This is a genomic window from Streptomyces humidus (assembly GCF_014649655.1).
In the GTDB taxonomy this organism is placed as follows: domain Bacteria; phylum Actinomycetota; class Actinomycetes; order Streptomycetales; family Streptomycetaceae; genus Streptomyces; species Streptomyces humidus.
In genome coordinates, this window is record NZ_BMTL01000024.1 from 150,211 (window position 1) to 167,163 (window position 16,953).

General features: G+C 70.8%; 16 protein-coding genes. 9 read left to right on the top strand and 7 right to left on the bottom strand.

The window, feature by feature from the left end; translation table 11 throughout:
- Positions 1–133: 133 nt before the first annotated feature.
- Complete coding sequence (locus tag IE239_RS26815) at positions 134–1,042, bottom strand: SCO4651 family lipoprotein (RefSeq protein WP_190151961.1); 909 nt, start codon at positions 1,040–1,042, stop codon at positions 134–136.
- A 145-nt stretch (positions 1,043–1,187) separates the two neighbouring features.
- Between IE239_RS26815 and IE239_RS26820 the strand changes: the two genes are divergently transcribed.
- The gene (locus tag IE239_RS26820) at positions 1,188–1,358 is read left to right on the top strand and encodes a hypothetical protein (protein ID WP_190151962.1); all 171 of its coding nucleotides are present in this window, start codon (positions 1,188–1,190) and stop codon (positions 1,356–1,358) included.
- A gap of 98 nt (positions 1,359–1,456) precedes the next feature.
- Entirely contained in the window at positions 1,457–3,028 is a 1,572-nt protein-coding gene (locus tag IE239_RS26825; RefSeq protein ID WP_190151963.1) for an FAD-binding oxidoreductase, read from the top strand.
- 147 nt (positions 3,029–3,175) lie between these two features.
- On the opposite strand, the gene IE239_RS26830 is transcribed toward IE239_RS26825, so the two are convergent.
- The 3 genes from IE239_RS26830 to IE239_RS26840 form a co-directional block, all read right to left on the bottom strand.
- Positions 3,176–3,886, bottom strand: a complete 711-nt coding sequence (locus tag IE239_RS26830; RefSeq protein ID WP_190151964.1) for a phosphatase PAP2 family protein — start codon at positions 3,884–3,886, stop codon at positions 3,176–3,178.
- 168 nt (positions 3,887–4,054) lie between these two features.
- Positions 4,055–5,062, bottom strand: a complete 1,008-nt coding sequence (locus tag IE239_RS26835) for a C40 family peptidase (protein WP_190151965.1) — start codon at positions 5,060–5,062, stop codon at positions 4,055–4,057.
- 268 nt (positions 5,063–5,330) lie between these two features.
- Positions 5,331–6,077, bottom strand: coding sequence for a trypsin-like serine peptidase (locus tag IE239_RS26840; protein ID WP_190151966.1), 747 nt, complete (start codon positions 6,075–6,077; stop codon positions 5,331–5,333).
- Positions 6,078–6,403: 326 nt separating this feature from the next.
- Between IE239_RS26840 and IE239_RS26845 the strand changes: the two genes are divergently transcribed.
- A complete protein-coding gene (locus IE239_RS26845) occupies positions 6,404–6,658 on the top strand; it encodes a DUF397 domain-containing protein (protein WP_190151967.1) in 255 nt (84 codons plus the stop codon).
- A gap of 64 nt (positions 6,659–6,722) precedes the next feature.
- Here the strand turns inward: IE239_RS26845 and IE239_RS26850 are convergent, their stop codons facing one another.
- Positions 6,723–6,893, bottom strand: coding sequence for a hypothetical protein (locus tag IE239_RS26850; protein WP_057600913.1), 171 nt, complete (start codon positions 6,891–6,893; stop codon positions 6,723–6,725).
- A 163-nt stretch (positions 6,894–7,056) separates the two neighbouring features.
- On the bottom strand, positions 7,057–8,298 hold the full coding sequence (locus IE239_RS26855; RefSeq protein WP_229878326.1) for a phospholipase D-like domain-containing protein: 1,242 nt from the start codon (positions 8,296–8,298) through the stop codon (positions 7,057–7,059).
- Positions 8,299–8,885: 587 nt separating this feature from the next.
- On the opposite strand from IE239_RS26855, the gene IE239_RS26860 reads away from it, so the two are divergent.
- From IE239_RS26860 to IE239_RS26885, 6 genes are all read left to right on the top strand, one after another.
- The gene (locus IE239_RS26860) at positions 8,886–9,194 is read left to right on the top strand and encodes a DUF8827 family protein (protein WP_190151986.1); all 309 of its coding nucleotides are present in this window, start codon (positions 8,886–8,888) and stop codon (positions 9,192–9,194) included.
- 201 nt (positions 9,195–9,395) lie between these two features.
- Positions 9,396–10,244 (top strand): DUF8175 domain-containg protein, encoded by an 849-nt coding sequence (locus IE239_RS26865; RefSeq protein ID WP_190151968.1) that lies wholly within the window; start codon positions 9,396–9,398, stop codon positions 10,242–10,244.
- Positions 10,234–11,586 carry a hypothetical protein gene (locus tag IE239_RS26870; RefSeq protein WP_190151969.1) on the top strand — a complete coding sequence of 451 codons (1,353 nt, stop codon included), beginning with the start codon at positions 10,234–10,236 and terminating at the stop codon, positions 11,584–11,586. Before IE239_RS26865 ends, IE239_RS26870 begins: the two co-directional genes overlap by 11 nt.
- Entirely contained in the window at positions 11,583–13,142 is a 1,560-nt protein-coding gene (locus IE239_RS26875; RefSeq protein ID WP_190151970.1) for an SCO6880 family protein, read from the top strand. Before IE239_RS26870 ends, IE239_RS26875 begins: the two co-directional genes overlap by 4 nt.
- 9 nt (positions 13,143–13,151) lie before the next feature.
- Positions 13,152–14,582: an ATP-binding protein gene (locus IE239_RS26880; protein ID WP_190151971.1), complete on the top strand. Its 1,431-nt coding sequence runs from the start codon at positions 13,152–13,154 to the stop codon at positions 14,580–14,582.
- A 16-nt stretch (positions 14,583–14,598) separates the two neighbouring features.
- Positions 14,599–16,191: a TraM recognition domain-containing protein gene (locus IE239_RS26885; RefSeq protein ID WP_190151972.1), complete on the top strand. Its 1,593-nt coding sequence runs from the start codon at positions 14,599–14,601 to the stop codon at positions 16,189–16,191.
- A gap of 26 nt (positions 16,192–16,217) precedes the next feature.
- On the opposite strand, the gene IE239_RS26890 is transcribed toward IE239_RS26885, so the two are convergent.
- A complete protein-coding gene (locus IE239_RS26890) occupies positions 16,218–16,796 on the bottom strand; it encodes a GNAT family N-acetyltransferase (RefSeq protein ID WP_190151973.1) in 579 nt (192 codons plus the stop codon).
- Positions 16,797–16,953: the final 157 nt, after the last annotated feature.

A 16,953-nucleotide genomic window follows, 5' to 3' on the forward strand; every position in this document is an offset into this window, starting at 1 on the left:
CTCCGTGGCCGAAATCATCTTCTCGAAGCGGATCGAAACGAATCGAAGCCGATCGAGACACATCGAAATATGTCTCAACAGGTCAAAACATGTCACAAACGGTTGACGACGATCGAATCCGCCCGGCGTGCGTTCAGTCCTCGGCGATCCGGCCCGCGTAGATGTCGCCGGCCGCCGGCAGCCGCACGTCGACGGGCGCGCCGAAGTCGTACAGCAGCGTCGTGGAGGCGACCTCGACGGCCTCGTTCCGCCGCCCTCCCGACCCGCCGTGTCCGTGCCGCGCGTCCCGTCCGGTCTGCCCGGCCCGCCCGTCGTCCGCTCCCCGCCCGTTCACGAAGCTGAACCGGTGCCGGACCTTGCGGATGCGCCCCTCGTCGTCCAGATACACGTCGAACGGCACCCGGGCCGTGGCGAACCCCTTCGCCGCCGCCCGCAGCGAGTCCCGTCCGGCCGCCGACGCCTCCCGCGCGGCCACCGTCAGGTCGGCGGTCCCGCGATAGTGCCGCACCGCCGTCCCGGCCACCTCGGTCCTCCCGACGTACGTCGCCGTCCGCGTGCCCCGCAGCACCTCGGCGGCGGCGAACGGATCGGTGGCCCCGCCGGTCACCAGATTCCCGTCGGACAGCGTCGACGTCTCCACCCGCACCCACTTGTCGGCCGGCACGCCCGCACCCCGGTTCTTCATGAACAGGGCCCCGGGCGCGAGGAGTTCGGTGATCGGCCGGTGCTCGCTGGCCCCGGCCGGATCCTGCGGCAGCACCACCTTCAGCTCCCCCAGCTGCCGGCGGTAGTCGTACACCCCCTGGCCCCGGATGGTCACCCGCGTCCCCCCGGTGGCCATCTCCATCGACGTACGGGTCTTCGACGTGCCCGCCGCGACGAGCGCGTCCGCGGCCCGGTGCAGGATCTCGACGGGGTCGCCGGCCCGGCCGTCCTCGGCGACGCGCTCCGTCCAGGCACACCCGGCGGCGCACACACAAACCCCCGCCACGATCCCCGAGAGGACCGCGGCGCCCCTCTGCCTGCGCTGGCGCTCCGTCATGGCCTGTCTACCCCCAGCCGGTAAGTCCGTCACGGGCCTGCTGCCGTACCGGCTAACGACGGCCGAGGGCCGCCCGTCACGCAGGCCCGCACGCCTGCGACCGCCGAATGGGGGTCCTTCGCCGAAAGTGGGTACCGTTCTTCCTGTGACGCAGCAGGAGGGCTCGGCCCCTTCCCGCCCCGCCGGGGAACACAGCACCACGACCGTCGAACAGGGCAGGTTCTGCCTGGCCCGCTGCACCTGCGGCTGGCGCGGCCCGGCCCGCAGGGCGAGAAGCCTCGCGAGATCGGACGCGGAGGCCCACGCCCGCGGCTGACGTCACCGTTCCGTCACCGCTGGAGCCGTCAGGAACCAGCGGTTCCCCGGCCCCGTCTCGCTCGGTGAAGCCGACGGGCCCAGGGAAGGCGCAAGGACATGGAACGTCGAAGGTTCATCGCGGGCGGCACGGCCGCCATCGCGGCGGCGGCGACCGCGTGCAAGGCCACCGGCGGCAGCGCGAGCGCCGCTGCCCCCGCCGCGGGCGGCGCCGGTTCCACGGGGGACACCGAAGCGGCGCTGACGACGACCAGCGTCGCCGCCCCCGCCACCTGGACGGCGCTGGCCCGCGACCTGGACGGCACCCTGGTCCGTCCCGGCGAGGCGTCCTGGGCGGCGGCCCGTCAGCTCTACAACACCCGCTTCGACAGCCTCAGGCCGGCGGCCGTGGCGTATGTCGCCCACACCGACGACATCCGCACCGTCATGGCGTACGCCCGAGCCCACCACACCAAGGTCGCGATCCGCAACGGCGGCCACTCCTACGGCGGTTGGTCCTCGGGCGACGGCCGGCTGATCATCGACGTCTCCCGGCTGAACCGGGTCCGGGCGAGCGGCGGCACCGCCGTGGTCGGCGCGGGGGCCAAGCTGATCGACGTCTACCGGGCGCTCGCCGCCAAGGGCGTCACGATCCCGGCGGGGTCCTGTCCGACGGTCGGCGTCTCCGGCCTGGTGCTGGGCGGCGGCCACGGGGTCGTCTCCCGCGCCTACGGTCTGACCTGCGACAGCCTCACCCGGGCCACGATCGTCACCGCCGACGGCAAACAGCTCACCGCCGACGCGACGACGAACAAGGACCTGTTCTGGGCCCTGCGCGGAGCCGGCAACGGCAACTTCGGCGTCGTCACGGAACTGCAGTTCAAGACCCATCCGGCGCCCCAGGCCGTGACGGGCTATCTCACCTGGCCCTGGTCGAGGGCGGCCGCGGTGGTGAAGGCCTGGCAGGAGTGGGGGCCGTCCCAGCCCGACGAGATCTGGTCCTCCCTGCACGTGGCGAACGCGCCGGGCGGCACGCCCACCATCTCGGTCGCCGCGTTCTGCATCGGCACGTACGGCCAGCTCCAGAACGCGGTGGACCGGCTCGCGGACCGGGTGGGCGCGCCCGCGGCGAGCGTCTCCCTCCGCCGCCGTACGTACGAGCAGGCGATGGAGGCCTACGCCGGCTGCTCGTCCTTCTCCACGGACGCCCAGTGCCATCTGCCGGGTTCCACGCCCGGCCGTTCCCCGCAGGGCAAGCTCGTCCGCGAGACGTACGCGGCCCGCTCCGACTTCTTCGACGTCTCCCTGTCGGCGGCGGGCATCCAGGCCCTGCTGAAGCAGATCAAGTCGGTCCAGGGCGGCTCGGGCAGCATCGCCCTGACGGCGCTGGGCGGCGCGGTGAACCGGGTCTCCCCCACGGCCACGGCGTTCGTCCACCGCCGCTCGCGCATGCTGGCGCAGTACATCGCCTCATGGCGGGCGGGCACGACGGGAACGGCGGCGCAGTCCTGGCTGAACACGGCCCACAAGGCGATGGCCCCGTACGCGTCCGGCGCCGCCTACCAGAACTACGCGGACCCGACGCTGACGAACTGGCGCAAGGCGTACTACGGCGCGGCGCTCCCGCGCCTGACCCAGCTGAAGAAGCAGTACGACCCCAATGGCTTCTTCACCTACCCTCAGGCGCTCTGAAGCCTCCCCGGGCCGGCGGTCGCCCTCCAGCCCGGTGGACGCCTCCAGCCCGGCTGACGCCCCTTCACCGGCCCACCCGTCCAGGCCGCGCGGCTGACGCCGCTTCAGGCCCGCTGAACGATCGGGACGTTGCGAGGGGCCCGGCCGCTAGGCGGCGAGGTCCCTTTCCTCTGCGGCGGGTTCGGGGAGCGGGCCGGCGACCGTCCCGTCCCGCTCTCCCGCCCGGGCGGCCCGGCCGCGCACGAGCCATCCGGCCCGCGGGGACCGGTCGACGGCCTTGAGCACGGGGGTGAGCAGCATGGAGGCGATGGGCGACAGCAACAGGGTCACCGCGGTCCCGAGCGCGAACCCGCCGACCACGTCGGTCGGGTAGTGCACGCCCATGAACACCCGGCAGAACCCTTCCAGCAGGGCGATCCCTATCCCGACGAGCCCGAACTTCCGGTTGACGACGAACAGTCCGACGGCCATGGCCATGGTGAGGGTGGCGTGATCGCTCACGAAGGAGTAGTCCGTCTTGCCGGAGACGAGCACCTCCAGACCCTGGTGGTCCCGGAAGGGCCGCGGCCGCTCCACGAATCCGCGTATGGGCACGTTCACCAGCACGGCGATGCCGGCGGCGAGCGGCGCCCACACCAGGGCGGCGACGGAGGACGCCGCCTCCTCGGCCCCGCCGGGCCGCCGCCGCACGCCCCACCAGCACCAGACGATCAGCAGCGCCATGACGAGCAGCAGCCCGTACTCGCCCACGAACTCGACCACCCGGTCGAGCCAGTGCGGCGCCTGCTTGGCCAGCCCGTTGATGTCATAGAGGAGGTCGACGTCGGGGTTCGACCCGGATTCGGCGAGTCCAGCCATGGTGCTGCGGCCCCTTCGTCGTGTTGTGCTCGGCACGCCTCACACGCGCCCGCTCCAACAGGAACGCACGGCCCCGGTTCATACGTTCCACTCTCCACTGAATGATCACTCAGACGTTATCGAAGAGAAACAGATCGCCGCAGCTCAGAGCCGGGGCGACGGCCCGCTTCACACCGTCGTCGGGAGCGCTTTCGCGCCATCTTCGGTGACCCGGGTGGCACCGAAGTACTCGGCCGTGTCGACCGGATCGAACCGGATGACGGCGCCCGTGTACGGCGCGTCGATCATGTAGCCGCCGCCGACGTAGATCCCCACGTGGTGGATGGCCCGCGAGTTGCCGGGGTCGGTGGAGAAGAACACCAGGTCCCCCGGCAGCAACTCGCTGCGCTTGGGGTGCGGTCCGGCGTTGTACTGGTCGTTGGCCACCCGGGGCAGGGTGATCCCGACGCTCTCGTAGGCCGCCTTGGTCAACCCGGAGCAGTCGAAGCGTCCTCCCTGGTCCGCGGTGCCGTTACCGCCCCACAGATAGGGCGTCCCGAGCTTCTTCTGAGCGAAGTAGATGGCTCCGGCGGCCTGCTTCGAGGGATCCACCCGGGTCACGGGCGCGGCGAAGGACTCCTCCAGCGTCGTGATCGTCTTCACGTAGTTCTGGGTCTCCTTGTACGGCGGGACCCCTCCGTACTTGATGACCGCGTCCGGCCCCGCGTTGTACGCCGCGAGCATGTTGTGCGTGCTGTTCCCGGGCACGGTCTTCACGTAGGACGCGAGCTGGCAGTCGTACGACGCGGCCGAGGGGATCGCGTCGTTCGGGTCCCAGACGTCGCGGTCGCCGTCCCCGTCCCCGTCGACGCCGTGCGTGGCCCAGGTGCCCGGGATGAACTGCGCTATCCCCTGCGCGGCGGCAGCGCTCTGCGCCCTCGGGTTGAATCCGCTCTCCTGGTAGAGCTGGGCGGCCAGCAGCGCGGGGTTGAGGGCGGGGCAGAGATTGCCCCACTTCGCCACGAGGGTCCGGTAGGCGGAGGGCACGGCGCCCTTGGCCAGCTGCCTGGTCGCTCCGCTCACCTCGTTGGCGAGGTTCCCGCCGATGACGTACACCCCGATGACGAGCGCCATCATGAAGGCGGCTCCGGCGCTGACGACAGCGGTCACCACGATCCACGTCCTACGCACCGTCAACCGCCCCTCGCCGCCCGGGAGTCCGCCCCGGACAGTGTAGAGGCGGCCCCGTCACCACGGGGTGATCACACCACGGCGGAAAACCGCCATATGACGACCGGCTTCCCGAAGAACGCGACCACGAGAGCGAAAGCGAGAGGGAGAGCGAGAGGGACCGCCGGCGGTTGCGCCGGCGCGGGCGCGGGCCGACGGGCGTGCGCGGGCCGACGGGCGTGCGCGGGCCGACGGGTACGGGCGCCCCTGGGGATCGGCGGCCTGGACGTCGTGCCTAGCGCTCGGCCGTCGCGTCGCGGTACAGCTCTGCGGCCTCCGCGCCCAGGACGACGCTGTACGACACGTCGGCCGTGGCCCCGCCCTGCTCGTGACCGCCCAGGACGCCCACGACCTCGCCGTCGCCGTTGACCCACGGGCTGCCGCTCGTGCCGCCGGTGAGGCCGGGGCAGGCTATGCGCTGCTGGGCGGAGTTGTGCGGGGTGGGCCGGTTCGTGCAGCGGACCGGCTCCTCGGCCTCGTCCGGGTACCCGGTGAGGGTCACGGGTGTGGCCCCGGTGGCGGTGCCGGTGGCGAACCGGTTGGCGCCGACGACGTCCTCGACGCCCTTGGCGTCCAGCTCGTCCAGGGTGGCGAACGCCACGTCGCTGTCCTCGTCCTGGTCCTTCGCCCACCCGTCGGGCAGGAAGACCCGGTCGATCTTCCAGACCCCGTAGGGGGCCCGCCCGTCCCGGTATCCGGGGACGAAGGCGAAGTCCCCGGCCTGCTCGAGGCAGTGCGCCGCCGTGGCGATGAGGTTGTGATGCGGGCTGCGCACGACGGTCGCGGTGCAGAAGTGCTCGCCGAAGAATCTGCCGGCCTCGGCGTCCTCGACGGTGAACAGCGCGCCGACCTGAGCGGTCTGGGGGGTCGCCACCGCGACGGCCGTCACCCCCAGGGGGCCGGGCCCGCCGTCGGCGGCCGCCTCGGAGGCGGAGGTGACGGCCAGCATGAAGACCGCACCGAGCAGGGCGTTTCGATTCATCAGGTTCACTGTGTCCCACGAAGGTGAGAGAAAGGTCAGTTACCACTTTCGACGCTACCCGCACTCCGCCCGCACAACCTTCCCGATCCCGGACGCGCGTACGAGCGTCGGCACGGGTGGCCGGCAGGGGTCCCGGGGCGGATGCGGGGGCACGCGGGCGCCCCGGTCCGGCCGGTCGGCGATTCGGCCATTGGAGTGAGTCCGTCGACGTCGTCCGGGACCTCCTTGATGTACTTCTGTGGAGGAAGACCCACCGCCCGCCCCTGACCCCCCACCCGGCCCCACCCGCCTCACACCCCTCTCTCATCCCCTCAAGGACACCCACCGTGACCGACATGCCCTCCGACCTCGTGTGGACCCGAGCAGCTCCCCCGGACGCGACGGGGCCCGGCCCCTGGATCGAGATCGCCTTCGGCGAGGGGGACGACGGTGAGGCACCCGTCTATCTGCGGGGCACCAACGCCCCGGAAACCGTCGTCACGACGAACCGCCGTAAGTGGGACGCATTCGTCCTGGGCGTGCAGGCCGGCGAATTCGACCATTTCGTGGAAGGCGTGCTGGAAAGCGGCCCGGGCGAATGAGCGGCTGAAAGGCGAAGAGCCCCGTCGACGATCGTCGACGGGGCTCTTCTCACCGGCTCTCCGTCTACCAGCGGTACCAACGGCCCTTGCGGCCACCGTGTCCGGCGGGGCGGACCACGAAGCCCACCAGCCACACCGCCAGGACGATGACGGCGATCCACCACAACGCCTTGAGGGCGAAGCCGGCACCGAACAGAATCAGAGCGAGAAGCAGAACAAGAAGCAGGGGAACCATGATTATCAACCTCCGCAAAGTCAGGTGCCCCACGAAATCCCCTTCACGCCTACAGATTTTCGACTCATGTACGCGGGATTCCGGGGTAATACATGACCCCCGCATCGGGGGAATCTTCGCGGAACCCTCAGGGAAGCCCGGAGAGGAGCCCTGACGGGAACCCTCAGAGGAATCGGCGGATCGGCAGGACGGCGCTCTCCCGCGCCCGCTGCAGCACGGAGCGCCGCCTCCAGCGCCCTTCCCGGATCAGCTCCGCGGCTTTCACGTCGTCGTCGAAGTGTCCGTCCAGGGTCGCGGTGAACTCCTGGTCCAGCACGGCCAGCATGATCTCCTCGTCATGGTCGAGGGACCGGCGGTTGAAGTTCGTCGAGCCCACCAGCGCGGCCACTCCGTCGACCGTGATGACCTTGGCGTGCATCATCGTCGGCTGGTACTGGTAGATCTTCACACCGCAGGCGGTGAGGTCCTCGTAGTAGTGCTGGCCGGCCAGCTGGCAGACCCGTTTGTCGGTGTGCGGGCCGGGCAGCAGGATCTCCACCTCCACGCCCCGCCGGGCGGTGGCGCACAGGAGTTCGATGAAGAAGGCGTCCGGCGAGAAGTAGGCGGTCGCCAGGCGGAAGCGCTCCTCGGCGGACTCCAGCATGACCCGGATCAGGGTCTGCATGTCCTGCCAGCCGAAACTGGCCGAGCCGCGCACCACCTGCACGACCGCGTCGCCCTGCGGACGGTGCGGGACGAACCGGTCGCAGTCGTCGAAGAGTTCGTCGTGGCACTCCGCCCAGTTCTGCGCGAACGCGGCGGCGACGCCGTCCACGGCCGGCCCGCGGACCTCGACGTGCGTGTCGCGCCACTCCTTCTCGTTGCGGGCGTCGCCGCACCACTCCTCGGCGATGCCGACCCCGCCGGTGAAGGCCGTCTGCTCGTCCACGACCAGGACCTTGCGGTGGCAGCGGTGGTTCTGCTTGAACGGCGACAGGGTCAGGGGTCTGCGGAACCAGGCCACCTGCACGCCGGCCTCCTCCATCTCCTCCAGCAGCTCCTTCTCGATCAGCCTGCTGCCGAACCCGTCCAGCAGCAGCCGCACCCGGACGCCCGCGCCGGCCCGGTCCGCGAGCGCCCGCGCGAACTCCCGGGCGACGTCTCCCCGCCAGTACACGAACGTCATCATGTCCACGGTGTGCTCGGCGGCCCGGATGGCCGCGAGCATCGCCGGAAAGATCTCGTCCCCGTTGCGCAGCGCCGTGAGCGAGTTGCCCTCGGTCGCCGCGACGCCGATCAACCGCTCGAGCCGGCGACGTATGCGCGCGGCTCGCTCGGAGAAACCCGCCCCCGGCGCGGGGGCAACGACGCCGGGGGCGATGGCGCCGGAGGCAATGGGCTCGGTCAGGTCCTGCGTACTGGTCATGGGTTCACCGGCCGGCGCACAGAGGGGACAGGACGACCGCGTGGCCCGGTCCGGCGCGGGACGCGGCGAGCGGACTTCACTCCGCCCTCACCTCGTACCCGCTCGGACGAGGCCCACCGCACGCACCCCTCACCGAATGGTTCAGCCGGACCGCCGCAGTTTCGAGAAGACGAGCGGAGCGGCTCCACCACCGTCTCCCTGCCGCGACCGCCGCGCGCCGGCTGACTCTGCATCACGTCCGTCACACAGCGCAGCCGCGGCGGGACGTGGGCGCCCCTCGCCGTGCGGACCGTGGGATCTTCGTCATGAGAACATCGAAACGTACGCTCACCCGACCAGCCGTCAGAAACGGCCCCGGGCCGTGAAGTGGGCTGACGACGGAACCGCACCACAGGTTCCGCAGCTGCCTCATTGCCCGGCGTTACCCGCCGTGATACACAGAGTGACCATACGAGCCAATCGTACGAATCCGGTCCGTCAATGGCGTCAAGTCGACATACGACGGCGACTTTGTCGGCGAGAATGAGACGTGACCTCTGCACACCGGCAGAGGACTGCGGAACTACCCACCAGGGGCGGTGACTTACATGCTGTTTGCGGCCGACAAAGGCGACATCAACACCATCATCGGCGGGATCGCTCCGGACTGGGGGCCCTTCGGCAGCCTGGGCAACGAGGCCAAGGTGTTGATCGAGGTCGTGATGGCGGTCGCCATCCTCCTCTGCCTCGGCATCGCCATCTGGGGCGCGGCGAAGCAACGTATCGGCGCGACTGCCTTGCGGGACACCTTCAGTGCGGAACAGGGCAAGGGCCTGATCATCGCCGGCCTGACGGGCGTCTTCATCATCGGCTCCCTGGGAACGCTGTTCACGATCGTGTACGGCATGGCCGTGTAGCCGCGTCCCCCTCGCACCACCCCCGTCCCGCCGGGCGCGCCCGGCCCGCCACCCCCACCCACCTGTCGTGCCCACCGGCTGAGGTTGCGTTTCCCTGATGTCCCTGATGTCGAGTCACCACACCGCGCCCGCGCGGGAACCAGCACGGCTACCGTCGTACTACCACGCGTTCCGGCACGGCAACGAGGGGGCATACGCGGCATGACTCCCGGCGACGAACACGACTACGGCCCACCCGCGCGCACCGAAGAGGGGCGCGGTTACGGCGGCACCCGTCTGCGCCTGCCCGAGAACGACCCCTACGGCGACACCCGCAGAGGCGGCCGCTCGTCGTCACGGAGTCTGGTCACCGTGGTCGGCGTCGTCGTCCTGCTGATCGCGGCGATCGCCTTCGCGAACCGTGGAGGAGGCGATTCCGGTTCGACCTCGACCGGCGGAGGCAAAGCCGCCGAGCCGACCGCGACCAGCACGAAGGCCACCGGAACGAAGCCCGTGCAGACGAAGACCGGAGGCATCCCCTCGGGGTTCGCACACACCCAGCAGGGGGCAGAGTCGGCAGCCGCCAACTTCGCGGCGGCGCTGGGCTCGACCGGCATGTTCCACAAGGACAGCCGGCACGACCTCGTCGACACCGTCTACACCGCCGCCACGGCGGCCAAGCTGAAGACAGCGATGGACGGGGCGTACTCGGCCGACTTCCTCGCGAAGATGGGCCTCGACGCCGACGGCAACGCACCTGCGGGCAACACCTTCGTCTCCCGCGTCGTCCCCATCGGCACCACGGCCCAGTCGTACCGCGACAGCACCGCCAAGGTCGCCGTCTGGTACCTGGGCCTGATCGGCATGTCCGGGACCACCTCGACCGACCCGGTCACCTCGTCGTGGAAGACCTGGACCTTCGACCTCCGGTGGACCGGCGGCGACTGGAAGATCGTCCGCGACACCCAGCAGGACGGCCCGGCCCCGGTTCCCGGCGACGACCCCGCCGCCACCTCCGACGTGATCAGCAAGGCCATCCAGGAGTACGGAGGGTTCACGTATGCCCGGTAAGCCGCACCGTCTGCTCCGGCTCGCCGGAATCATGACGGCCCTTCAGGCCTCGGCCGTCCTGCTGGCCACCCGGGCCTTCGCGGCCCCCTCACCCGACCCCACACCCTCAGCGACGCCGTCCCCGTCCCCGTCCGACAGCCTGGACTGCAGCCTCATCCCCGGCGAAGCCAAGAAGTACTGCGAGAGGGGCAACGCGGGCTCGGGCACCACCACCAACCCCGGAGTCTCCGACACCCTCGACCCTCTCTCCTCGCTCGCCAAAGGCTGCGCCGACGCCGCTTCCTGGACCGTCGACAAGCTCAGCGCCGCCGTGAAGGACACGGCCAACGTGGACTTCACCAACGAGAAGTTCCTCCAGCAGTACGCCGTCGTCTTCGCGGCCTCCACCGTCCTGACGCTCCTGCTGTGGCTGCTGGCCGTAGCCAAGCGGGCGGTGCGCGGAGTCCCCCTCACCACCGCCATCGGCGAAGCCGTCGGCTTCCTCTGGCTGACCGTCCTGGCCTCCGCCTTCACCCCCCTGATCCTCTACACCGTCGTCTCCGCCACGGACGGCATCACCGACGTCCTCGCCAAGACCACCGGCAACCAGACCGACACGTTCTTCGGCACCTTCTCCGCCGCCCTCGCCAAGGGCGAGAACATCGGCGGCGGCCCGATCATGCTGATCGTGGTGTCCCTCGTGTCGATCCTCGCCGCCGGAGTGCTCTGGCTGGAGCTCGTCATCCGGGCCGCCCTGCTCTACGTGGGCGCCCTGCTCGGCACCGTCGTCTACGCGGGCCTGGTCGACAAGAACCTGTGGAGCCACGTCCGCCGCTGGGCCGGCATCATGATCGCCGTCATCCTGGTCAAACCGGTGATCGTGATAGTCCTGGGGCTGGCCGGGGCGCTGTCCGCCGGCGACGGACCGAACGCCTTCTCCGCCGTCGTCTCCGGTCTCGCCATCATCCTGCTCGCCATCTTCGCCAGCGCGATGATCTACCGCTTCGTCCCCGGCTTCGGCGACGAGATCGCCAACGGCCGCAACAACCGCATCATGCAGGGGGCCGAGGGCAAGGCCGCGGCCGTCATCAGCTCCCCGGCGACCCTCGTCGCCCAGGGCATCAAGACCCACAGCACCCGTGCGGACAACAACGGCGGCGGCCAGTCCGGATCCTCCGGAGCCCGCCCCTCCAACCCCGCCAGCGGCGGGGTGGCCGCACACAGCTCGCGCGCCTCGAACGGAGGCGGCGGATCCGTCCCCACCGCCGCGCCCCCGCCCCGCGCGGGCAACACGGTCAACACCCCGCACGCCGGCAACACCCGCAACAGCAGTACCAACCGCACGGGAGGTGAAGGGCGTTGACGACCGATTCCCACGTGTCCCACGCGATCACGCCCCGCCGTACATATCTGATCGGCCGCGCCAGGCCCAACGCGATCGTCGGCCGCAACCGCGAGTCCGGCGAGATCGCGCTCATCGTCCTCGGCGCGTTCCTCGGCATGATGTGCGGCCTCCTCGTCCCCGTCCTCGCCCTGCGCATCGTCCTGCTGAGCGGCTTCCCGATGCTCGCCGTGGCCGCCGTCTACGTGCCGTACAAGCGCCGCACGTTCTACAAGTGGTTCGAGATCAACCGCAGCTACAAGCGCACCCTGCGCCGGGGCACCACGTACCGCTCGTCCGCCGTCGAGGCCGGCACCCGGCTCGACGGCCAGGAGGTCGAGATCGGACCGCCCCCGGGCATCGGCGGCATCAGCTGGCTGGCCGCGCCCTTCGGACCGGACGAGATCGCCGTCCTCCTGCACGCCGACCGCCGCACGGTGACGGCGGCGATCGAGATCGAGGGCCCGGGCGTCGGCCTGCGCGACAGCGAGGACCAGGAGGCCCTCGTCGACCGCTTCGGCACCCTCCTCAAGCACGTGGCCAACGGCGACGGCTTCGTCACCCGCCTGCAGATCCTCGCGCGCACCCTCCCCGCCGACCCCGACGCCCACGCCAAGGACGTCGCCGTGCGCGGAGACGAGAGGTCCCCCGACTGGCTGGCCCGCTCCTACGACCAGCTCCAGTCCATGGTGTCCACGAGCAGCGAGCAGCACCGCGCCTACCTCGTCGCCTGTATGCACTACACCCGCGAGCTGGCCGCCGAGGCTCACGCCATGGCCCGCGCCGCCCGCCCCCAGGCCGGCCGCAGGCTCGACCGCGACGCCGGCCTGGCCGTCGTCATGGCCCGTGAGCTCACCGACATCTGCTCCCGCCTGCAGGAGGCGGACATCCGCGTCCGCCAGCCTCTGGGCCAGGGACGGCTGTCCTCCCTCGTCCACTCCATGTACGACCCGGACCATCCGATCGACCACATCCAGGCGATGACCAAGCGCAACGCCTGGCCGGCCGAACTGGACGCCATGGAGCCGACGTATCTCCAGGCGAAGACCCGCGAGTCGACCACCCGGGCCCCCTGGTGCCACGCCACGGCCTGGGTGAAGGAGTGGCCGATGACCCCGGTGGGCGTCAACTTCCTGGCCCCCCTGCTGGTCCACACCCCGGACGTCATCCGCACGGTCGCCGTCACCATGGACCTCGAACCCACCGAGGTCGCCATCGAACGCATGCTGACGGAGAAGACGAACGACGAGGCGGAGGCCAGCCGCGCCGCCAAGATGAACCGCACCGTCGACCCCCGCGACGTGGCCGCCCACTCCCGCCTCGACCAGCGCGGCGAGGACCTGGCGTCCGGTGCGGCCGGGGTGAACCTGGTCGGCTACATCACCGTCTCCTCCCGCAGTCCCGAGGCACTCGCCCGCGACAAGCGGACGATCAGGGCGTCCGCCGGCAAGTCGTACCTGAAGCTGGAGTGGTGCGACCGCGAGCACCACCGCGCGTTCGTGAACACCCTCCCGTTCGCCACCGGAATCCGAAGGTAGGGGCTTCACATGCGGGACCCGATGTCCGTCCTCACCGACGCCTTCACGTCCTTCCTGTTCGGCAAGGTGGAGACGACCCGCCTTCCGGTCCGCACCTCCACCGGCCAGGCCCAGGCGGTCTACCTCCCCACGGCCGCCCCCGGCCTCGGCGACTCCGGCGTCATCATCGGCCGCGAGGTCTACTCCGGGAAGGGCTACATCTACGACCCCTTCCAGCTGTACGGCCAGCAGCTCCCGGCCCCGCACTGGCTCGTCCTCGGCGAGTCGGGCAACGGCAAGTCGGCGCTGGAGAAGACCTACGTCCTGCGCCAGCTCCGCTTCCGCGACCGCCAGGTCGTCGTCCTGGACGCGCAGGGCGAGGACGGCGTCGGCGAATGGAACCTCATCGCGCAGGCGCTGGGAATAACTCCCATCCGTCTCGACCCGATGGCCGCACTCGACCACGGCATCCGCCTCAACCCCCTGGACCCGTCGATCACGACGACGGGCCAGCTCGCGCTGCTGCGCACCATCATCGAGGTGGCGATGGGCCACGGCCTCGACGAGCGCTCCGGCTTCGCGCTCAAGGTCGCCCACGCCTACGTCAACGAGACGATCGTCGAACGCCAGCCGGTGCTCACCGACATCGTCGAGCAACTGCGCCACCCCGAACCGGAGTCGGCGGAGGCGATGAACGTCGCCATAGACGACGTACGGGCCTGGGGCCTGGACGTGGCGCTGGTCCTGGACCGCCTGGTCGACGGCGACCTGCGCGGCATGTTCGACGGCCCCACCACGGTCGGCATCGACCTGGACGCCCCGCTCATCGTGTTCGACCTGTCCCACATCGACCGCAACTCGATCGCCATGCCGATCCTGATGGCCATCGTCGGGGTCTGGCTGGAGCACACCTGGATCCGCCCCGACCGGATCAAGCGCATCTTCCTCGTCGAAGAGGCCTGGCACATCATCAACAGCCCGTTCGTCGCCCAGCTCTTCCAGCGCCTGCTGAAGTTCGGCCGTCGGCTCGGCCTGTCCTTCGTGGCCGTCGTGCACCACCTGTCCGACGTGGTGGACGGAGCGGCCGCGAAGGAGGCGGCCGCCATCCTGAAGATGGCCTCGACGCGCACGATCTACGCCCAGAAGGCGGACGAGGCGAGAGCGACGGGCCGGGTGCTCGGCCTGCCGAGGTGGGCGGTGGAGATCATCCCGAGCCTCACCCCGGGCATCGCCGTCTGGGACGTCAACGGCAATGTGCAGGTGGTGAAACACCTGGTCACCGAGACGGAACGGCCTCTCGTCTTCACCGACCGCGCCATGACCGAATCCTCCGCCGACCGCGCCATGTCCGACGACGACGCCCTGCTCGCCGCCGAACTGGAACAGGAACGCCGGGCGGCGGCCTTCATGGAACAGCACCTCGCCGACCTGGACGGCTCGTCCGAGTCGACGGTGGCGTAGGCGGGCGGGGGTGGCCATGAGACCGGGTGACGAACGGCGCCACGACGGCCAGGGAGGAATCCCCGACGGCCTGCTGGTCGGTATCCTCGCCTTCCTGCTCGGCATGACGCTGCTGGTCTGGACGGCGACCGGGCTGGCCGCCCTGTTCGCGCACGGCTCCTGGCCCGCGGGCGTCTCCTTCACCCGCACCCCGCAGGCCATGCGCCGCCTCGCCGCACAGCCCCACGACATCCCCGGAGCCTGGCCGGACGCCGAAGCACCGGACCTGTCGGGCTACGGCCTGTTCTGGGGCCTGTTCATCGGCGAGCTGATGATCCTCTTCGTCGTGACGGTGTTCGCGATGGGAACCCTGGCCCGCTGGAAGGCGGTGCGGGCCAGGAGACGCGCGGAGGCCCCGCCGGCGGCCCGGGAACAGGCACCCCCGCCCCACCACGAGGTGCCGGCCCAGCGAGCCGAGACCGGCCCGCCTACACCCCCGGCGACGGAAGCCCTCCCGGTCCGGTCCTCCCCTCAGCCCACCGCCCCGGCCGCCCACCAGCCCTCCCCGCCGCTCTCTCCGGTGCCGGTGACACTGCCGGTGCCGGTGCCGGGTGAACACAGTCAGTCCACGGGGGCGCCCTCTCCCGTACCGAAACTGGGCGAACGGCCGGCCGGCCGGGAGGCGAGCCGCATCGAGAGCGGAGTGCACTACGCCCCTGCGGACATCCGCCACACCACCGCCGCCCGGGCCGTGCGCGACGCGGAGGGACCCGTCCTCGTCCTCACCTCGAACCCCGCTCTCTGGCAGGACACCAAGGACGCCCGGGCCAAGCTGGGACCGGTCCATCTCTACGACCCCGCCCACCGTTGCGACACCCCCGCCCGCATCCACTGGTCCCCCACCGCGGGCTGCGAGGACAAGACCACCGCGATGGCGAGAGCGACCGCTCTGCTGGCCCCCGTCCGTCCCACCGCGCGTCTGGACCAGACGGTCGCCGAGACCGCCGAGACCCTCCTGCGCTGCTACCTCCACGCCGCGGCCGTCGACGGACGCACGATCCGGCACGTCCACCGCTGGTCCCAGGGCACCGGCATCCAGGAAGCGGTCCGCACCCTCCGCACCAACCCCAAGGCGGCCCCGGGCTCGGCCGGCGAACTCGAAGCCGCCCTCACCGCGCACCCCGAACGCCGGGACATCGCGCAGGAACTGACCTCCCGGGCTCTCTCGGCCCTGTCCACCATCAACATCCGCGAGGCATGCACTCCCAACCGAAGTGACGCCCTCGCCTTGGATTCCTTCGTGGACGAAGGGGGAACGCTCTATGTGGTCGGCGAATCCCTCGAGGACCCCAGGACGAGCCCCGGCGCGATGCCCCTCCTCACGGCCCTCGTCTCCCACGTGGTCGAGCGCGGCCGGCGCATGGCCGAACGGTCATCCTCCGGTCGCCTCGACCCACCAATGACCCTGGTCCTCGACGACGTCGCGGCCGTGGCCCCGATCCCCCAGCTCCCGGAGCTGCTGTCCGCCGGGCGGGACCGCGGCCTGCCCACTCTGGCCCTGCTCCGCTCCCGCGAACAGGCCAGAACCCGCTGGCCGCACGACGAACTCCCGGTACAGCAAGGCGGGTGACGGCTCCCGCGCCAGACCGCCGTCACTCAGACATCGCCGGCCCGACTGCTTCCACCCTCACCCAGTGCCCGGCCCGGCCGCTCGACCGCCATCTCGATCTCCCGCCGCTCCTCGAAAGCGACGCCGGTGGGCGAGAAGCCCAGCCTCCGGTAACACGCGAGGGCCCGCCCGTTGTCCTGGTGCACCACGAGCCGCACCCGCTCGGCACCCCACGACCACGCCCACGCGAGCGCCGCGTCGAAGAGCGCCTCGATCGCCCCGGCCCCCCGATGCTCCGCGCGCACGAACACCCCGACGACGCCACCCTGCAGCCGCTCCACGGCCGCCCCGGCCCAGTCGACGCTGCCCGCCGCCTCGACCAGCACGGTGACGGTCCCGGCCCACGCCCCGTCCGCCGTCTCGGCGACGAACTGCCGGGCGCCGGTCGCCCCTTCGTCCCCGCCGGCGGCCCTCTCCAGCCAGAAGTCGTCCGGCCGGGCGACCGCTTCGTCATACGTCTCGTAGAAGGCGAGATCGGCGACCGGATCCCGCAGCGCCAGCAGCCTCAGCGCCTTCACCGAGGCCCACTCGTCCGCCCGAACCGCTCGAACCACATACGTGTACATGCAAAACACCGTAGTGCCCGGAGGACGGCCCGCCCACCTCTTTTACATCGAGGCATAACGCAGAAAACCCCCGCACCGGAGGTGCGGGGGTTTCCCATAAAATTTGTTCGGCGGTGTCCTACTCTCCCACAGGGTCCCCCCTGCAGTACCATCGGCG

What these genes read in the sequence shown, in the direction of transcription:
- IE239_RS26815 (WP_190151961.1), bottom strand. Translation starts at nt 1,042, where the DNA reads ATGACGGAGCGCCAGCGCAGGCAGAGGGGCGCCGCGGTCCTCTCGGGG.
- IE239_RS26880 (WP_190151971.1), top strand. Translation starts at nt 13,152, where the DNA reads ATGCGGGACCCGATGTCCGTCCTCACCGACGCCTTCACGTCCTTCCTG.
- IE239_RS26830 (WP_190151964.1), bottom strand. Translation starts at nt 3,886, where the DNA reads ATGGCTGGACTCGCCGAATCCGGGTCGAACCCCGACGTCGACCTCCTC.
- IE239_RS26890 (WP_190151973.1), bottom strand. Translation starts at nt 16,796, where the DNA reads ATGTACACGTATGTGGTTCGAGCGGTTCGGGCGGACGAGTGGGCCTCG.
- IE239_RS26825 (WP_190151963.1), top strand. Translation starts at nt 1,457, where the DNA reads ATGGAACGTCGAAGGTTCATCGCGGGCGGCACGGCCGCCATCGCGGCG.
- IE239_RS26860 (WP_190151986.1), top strand. Translation starts at nt 8,886, where the DNA reads ATGCTGTTTGCGGCCGACAAAGGCGACATCAACACCATCATCGGCGGG.
- IE239_RS26850 (WP_057600913.1), bottom strand. Translation starts at nt 6,893, where the DNA reads ATGGTTCCCCTGCTTCTTGTTCTGCTTCTCGCTCTGATTCTGTTCGGT.
- IE239_RS26865 (WP_190151968.1), top strand. Translation starts at nt 9,396, where the DNA reads ATGACTCCCGGCGACGAACACGACTACGGCCCACCCGCGCGCACCGAA.
- IE239_RS26855 (WP_229878326.1), bottom strand. Translation starts at nt 8,298, where the DNA reads ATGACCAGTACGCAGGACCTGACCGAGCCCATTGCCTCCGGCGCCATC.
- IE239_RS26870 (WP_190151969.1), top strand. Translation starts at nt 10,234, where the DNA reads ATGCCCGGTAAGCCGCACCGTCTGCTCCGGCTCGCCGGAATCATGACG.
- IE239_RS26885 (WP_190151972.1), top strand. Translation starts at nt 14,599, where the DNA reads ATGAGACCGGGTGACGAACGGCGCCACGACGGCCAGGGAGGAATCCCC.
- IE239_RS26840 (WP_190151966.1), bottom strand. Translation starts at nt 6,077, where the DNA reads ATGAATCGAAACGCCCTGCTCGGTGCGGTCTTCATGCTGGCCGTCACC.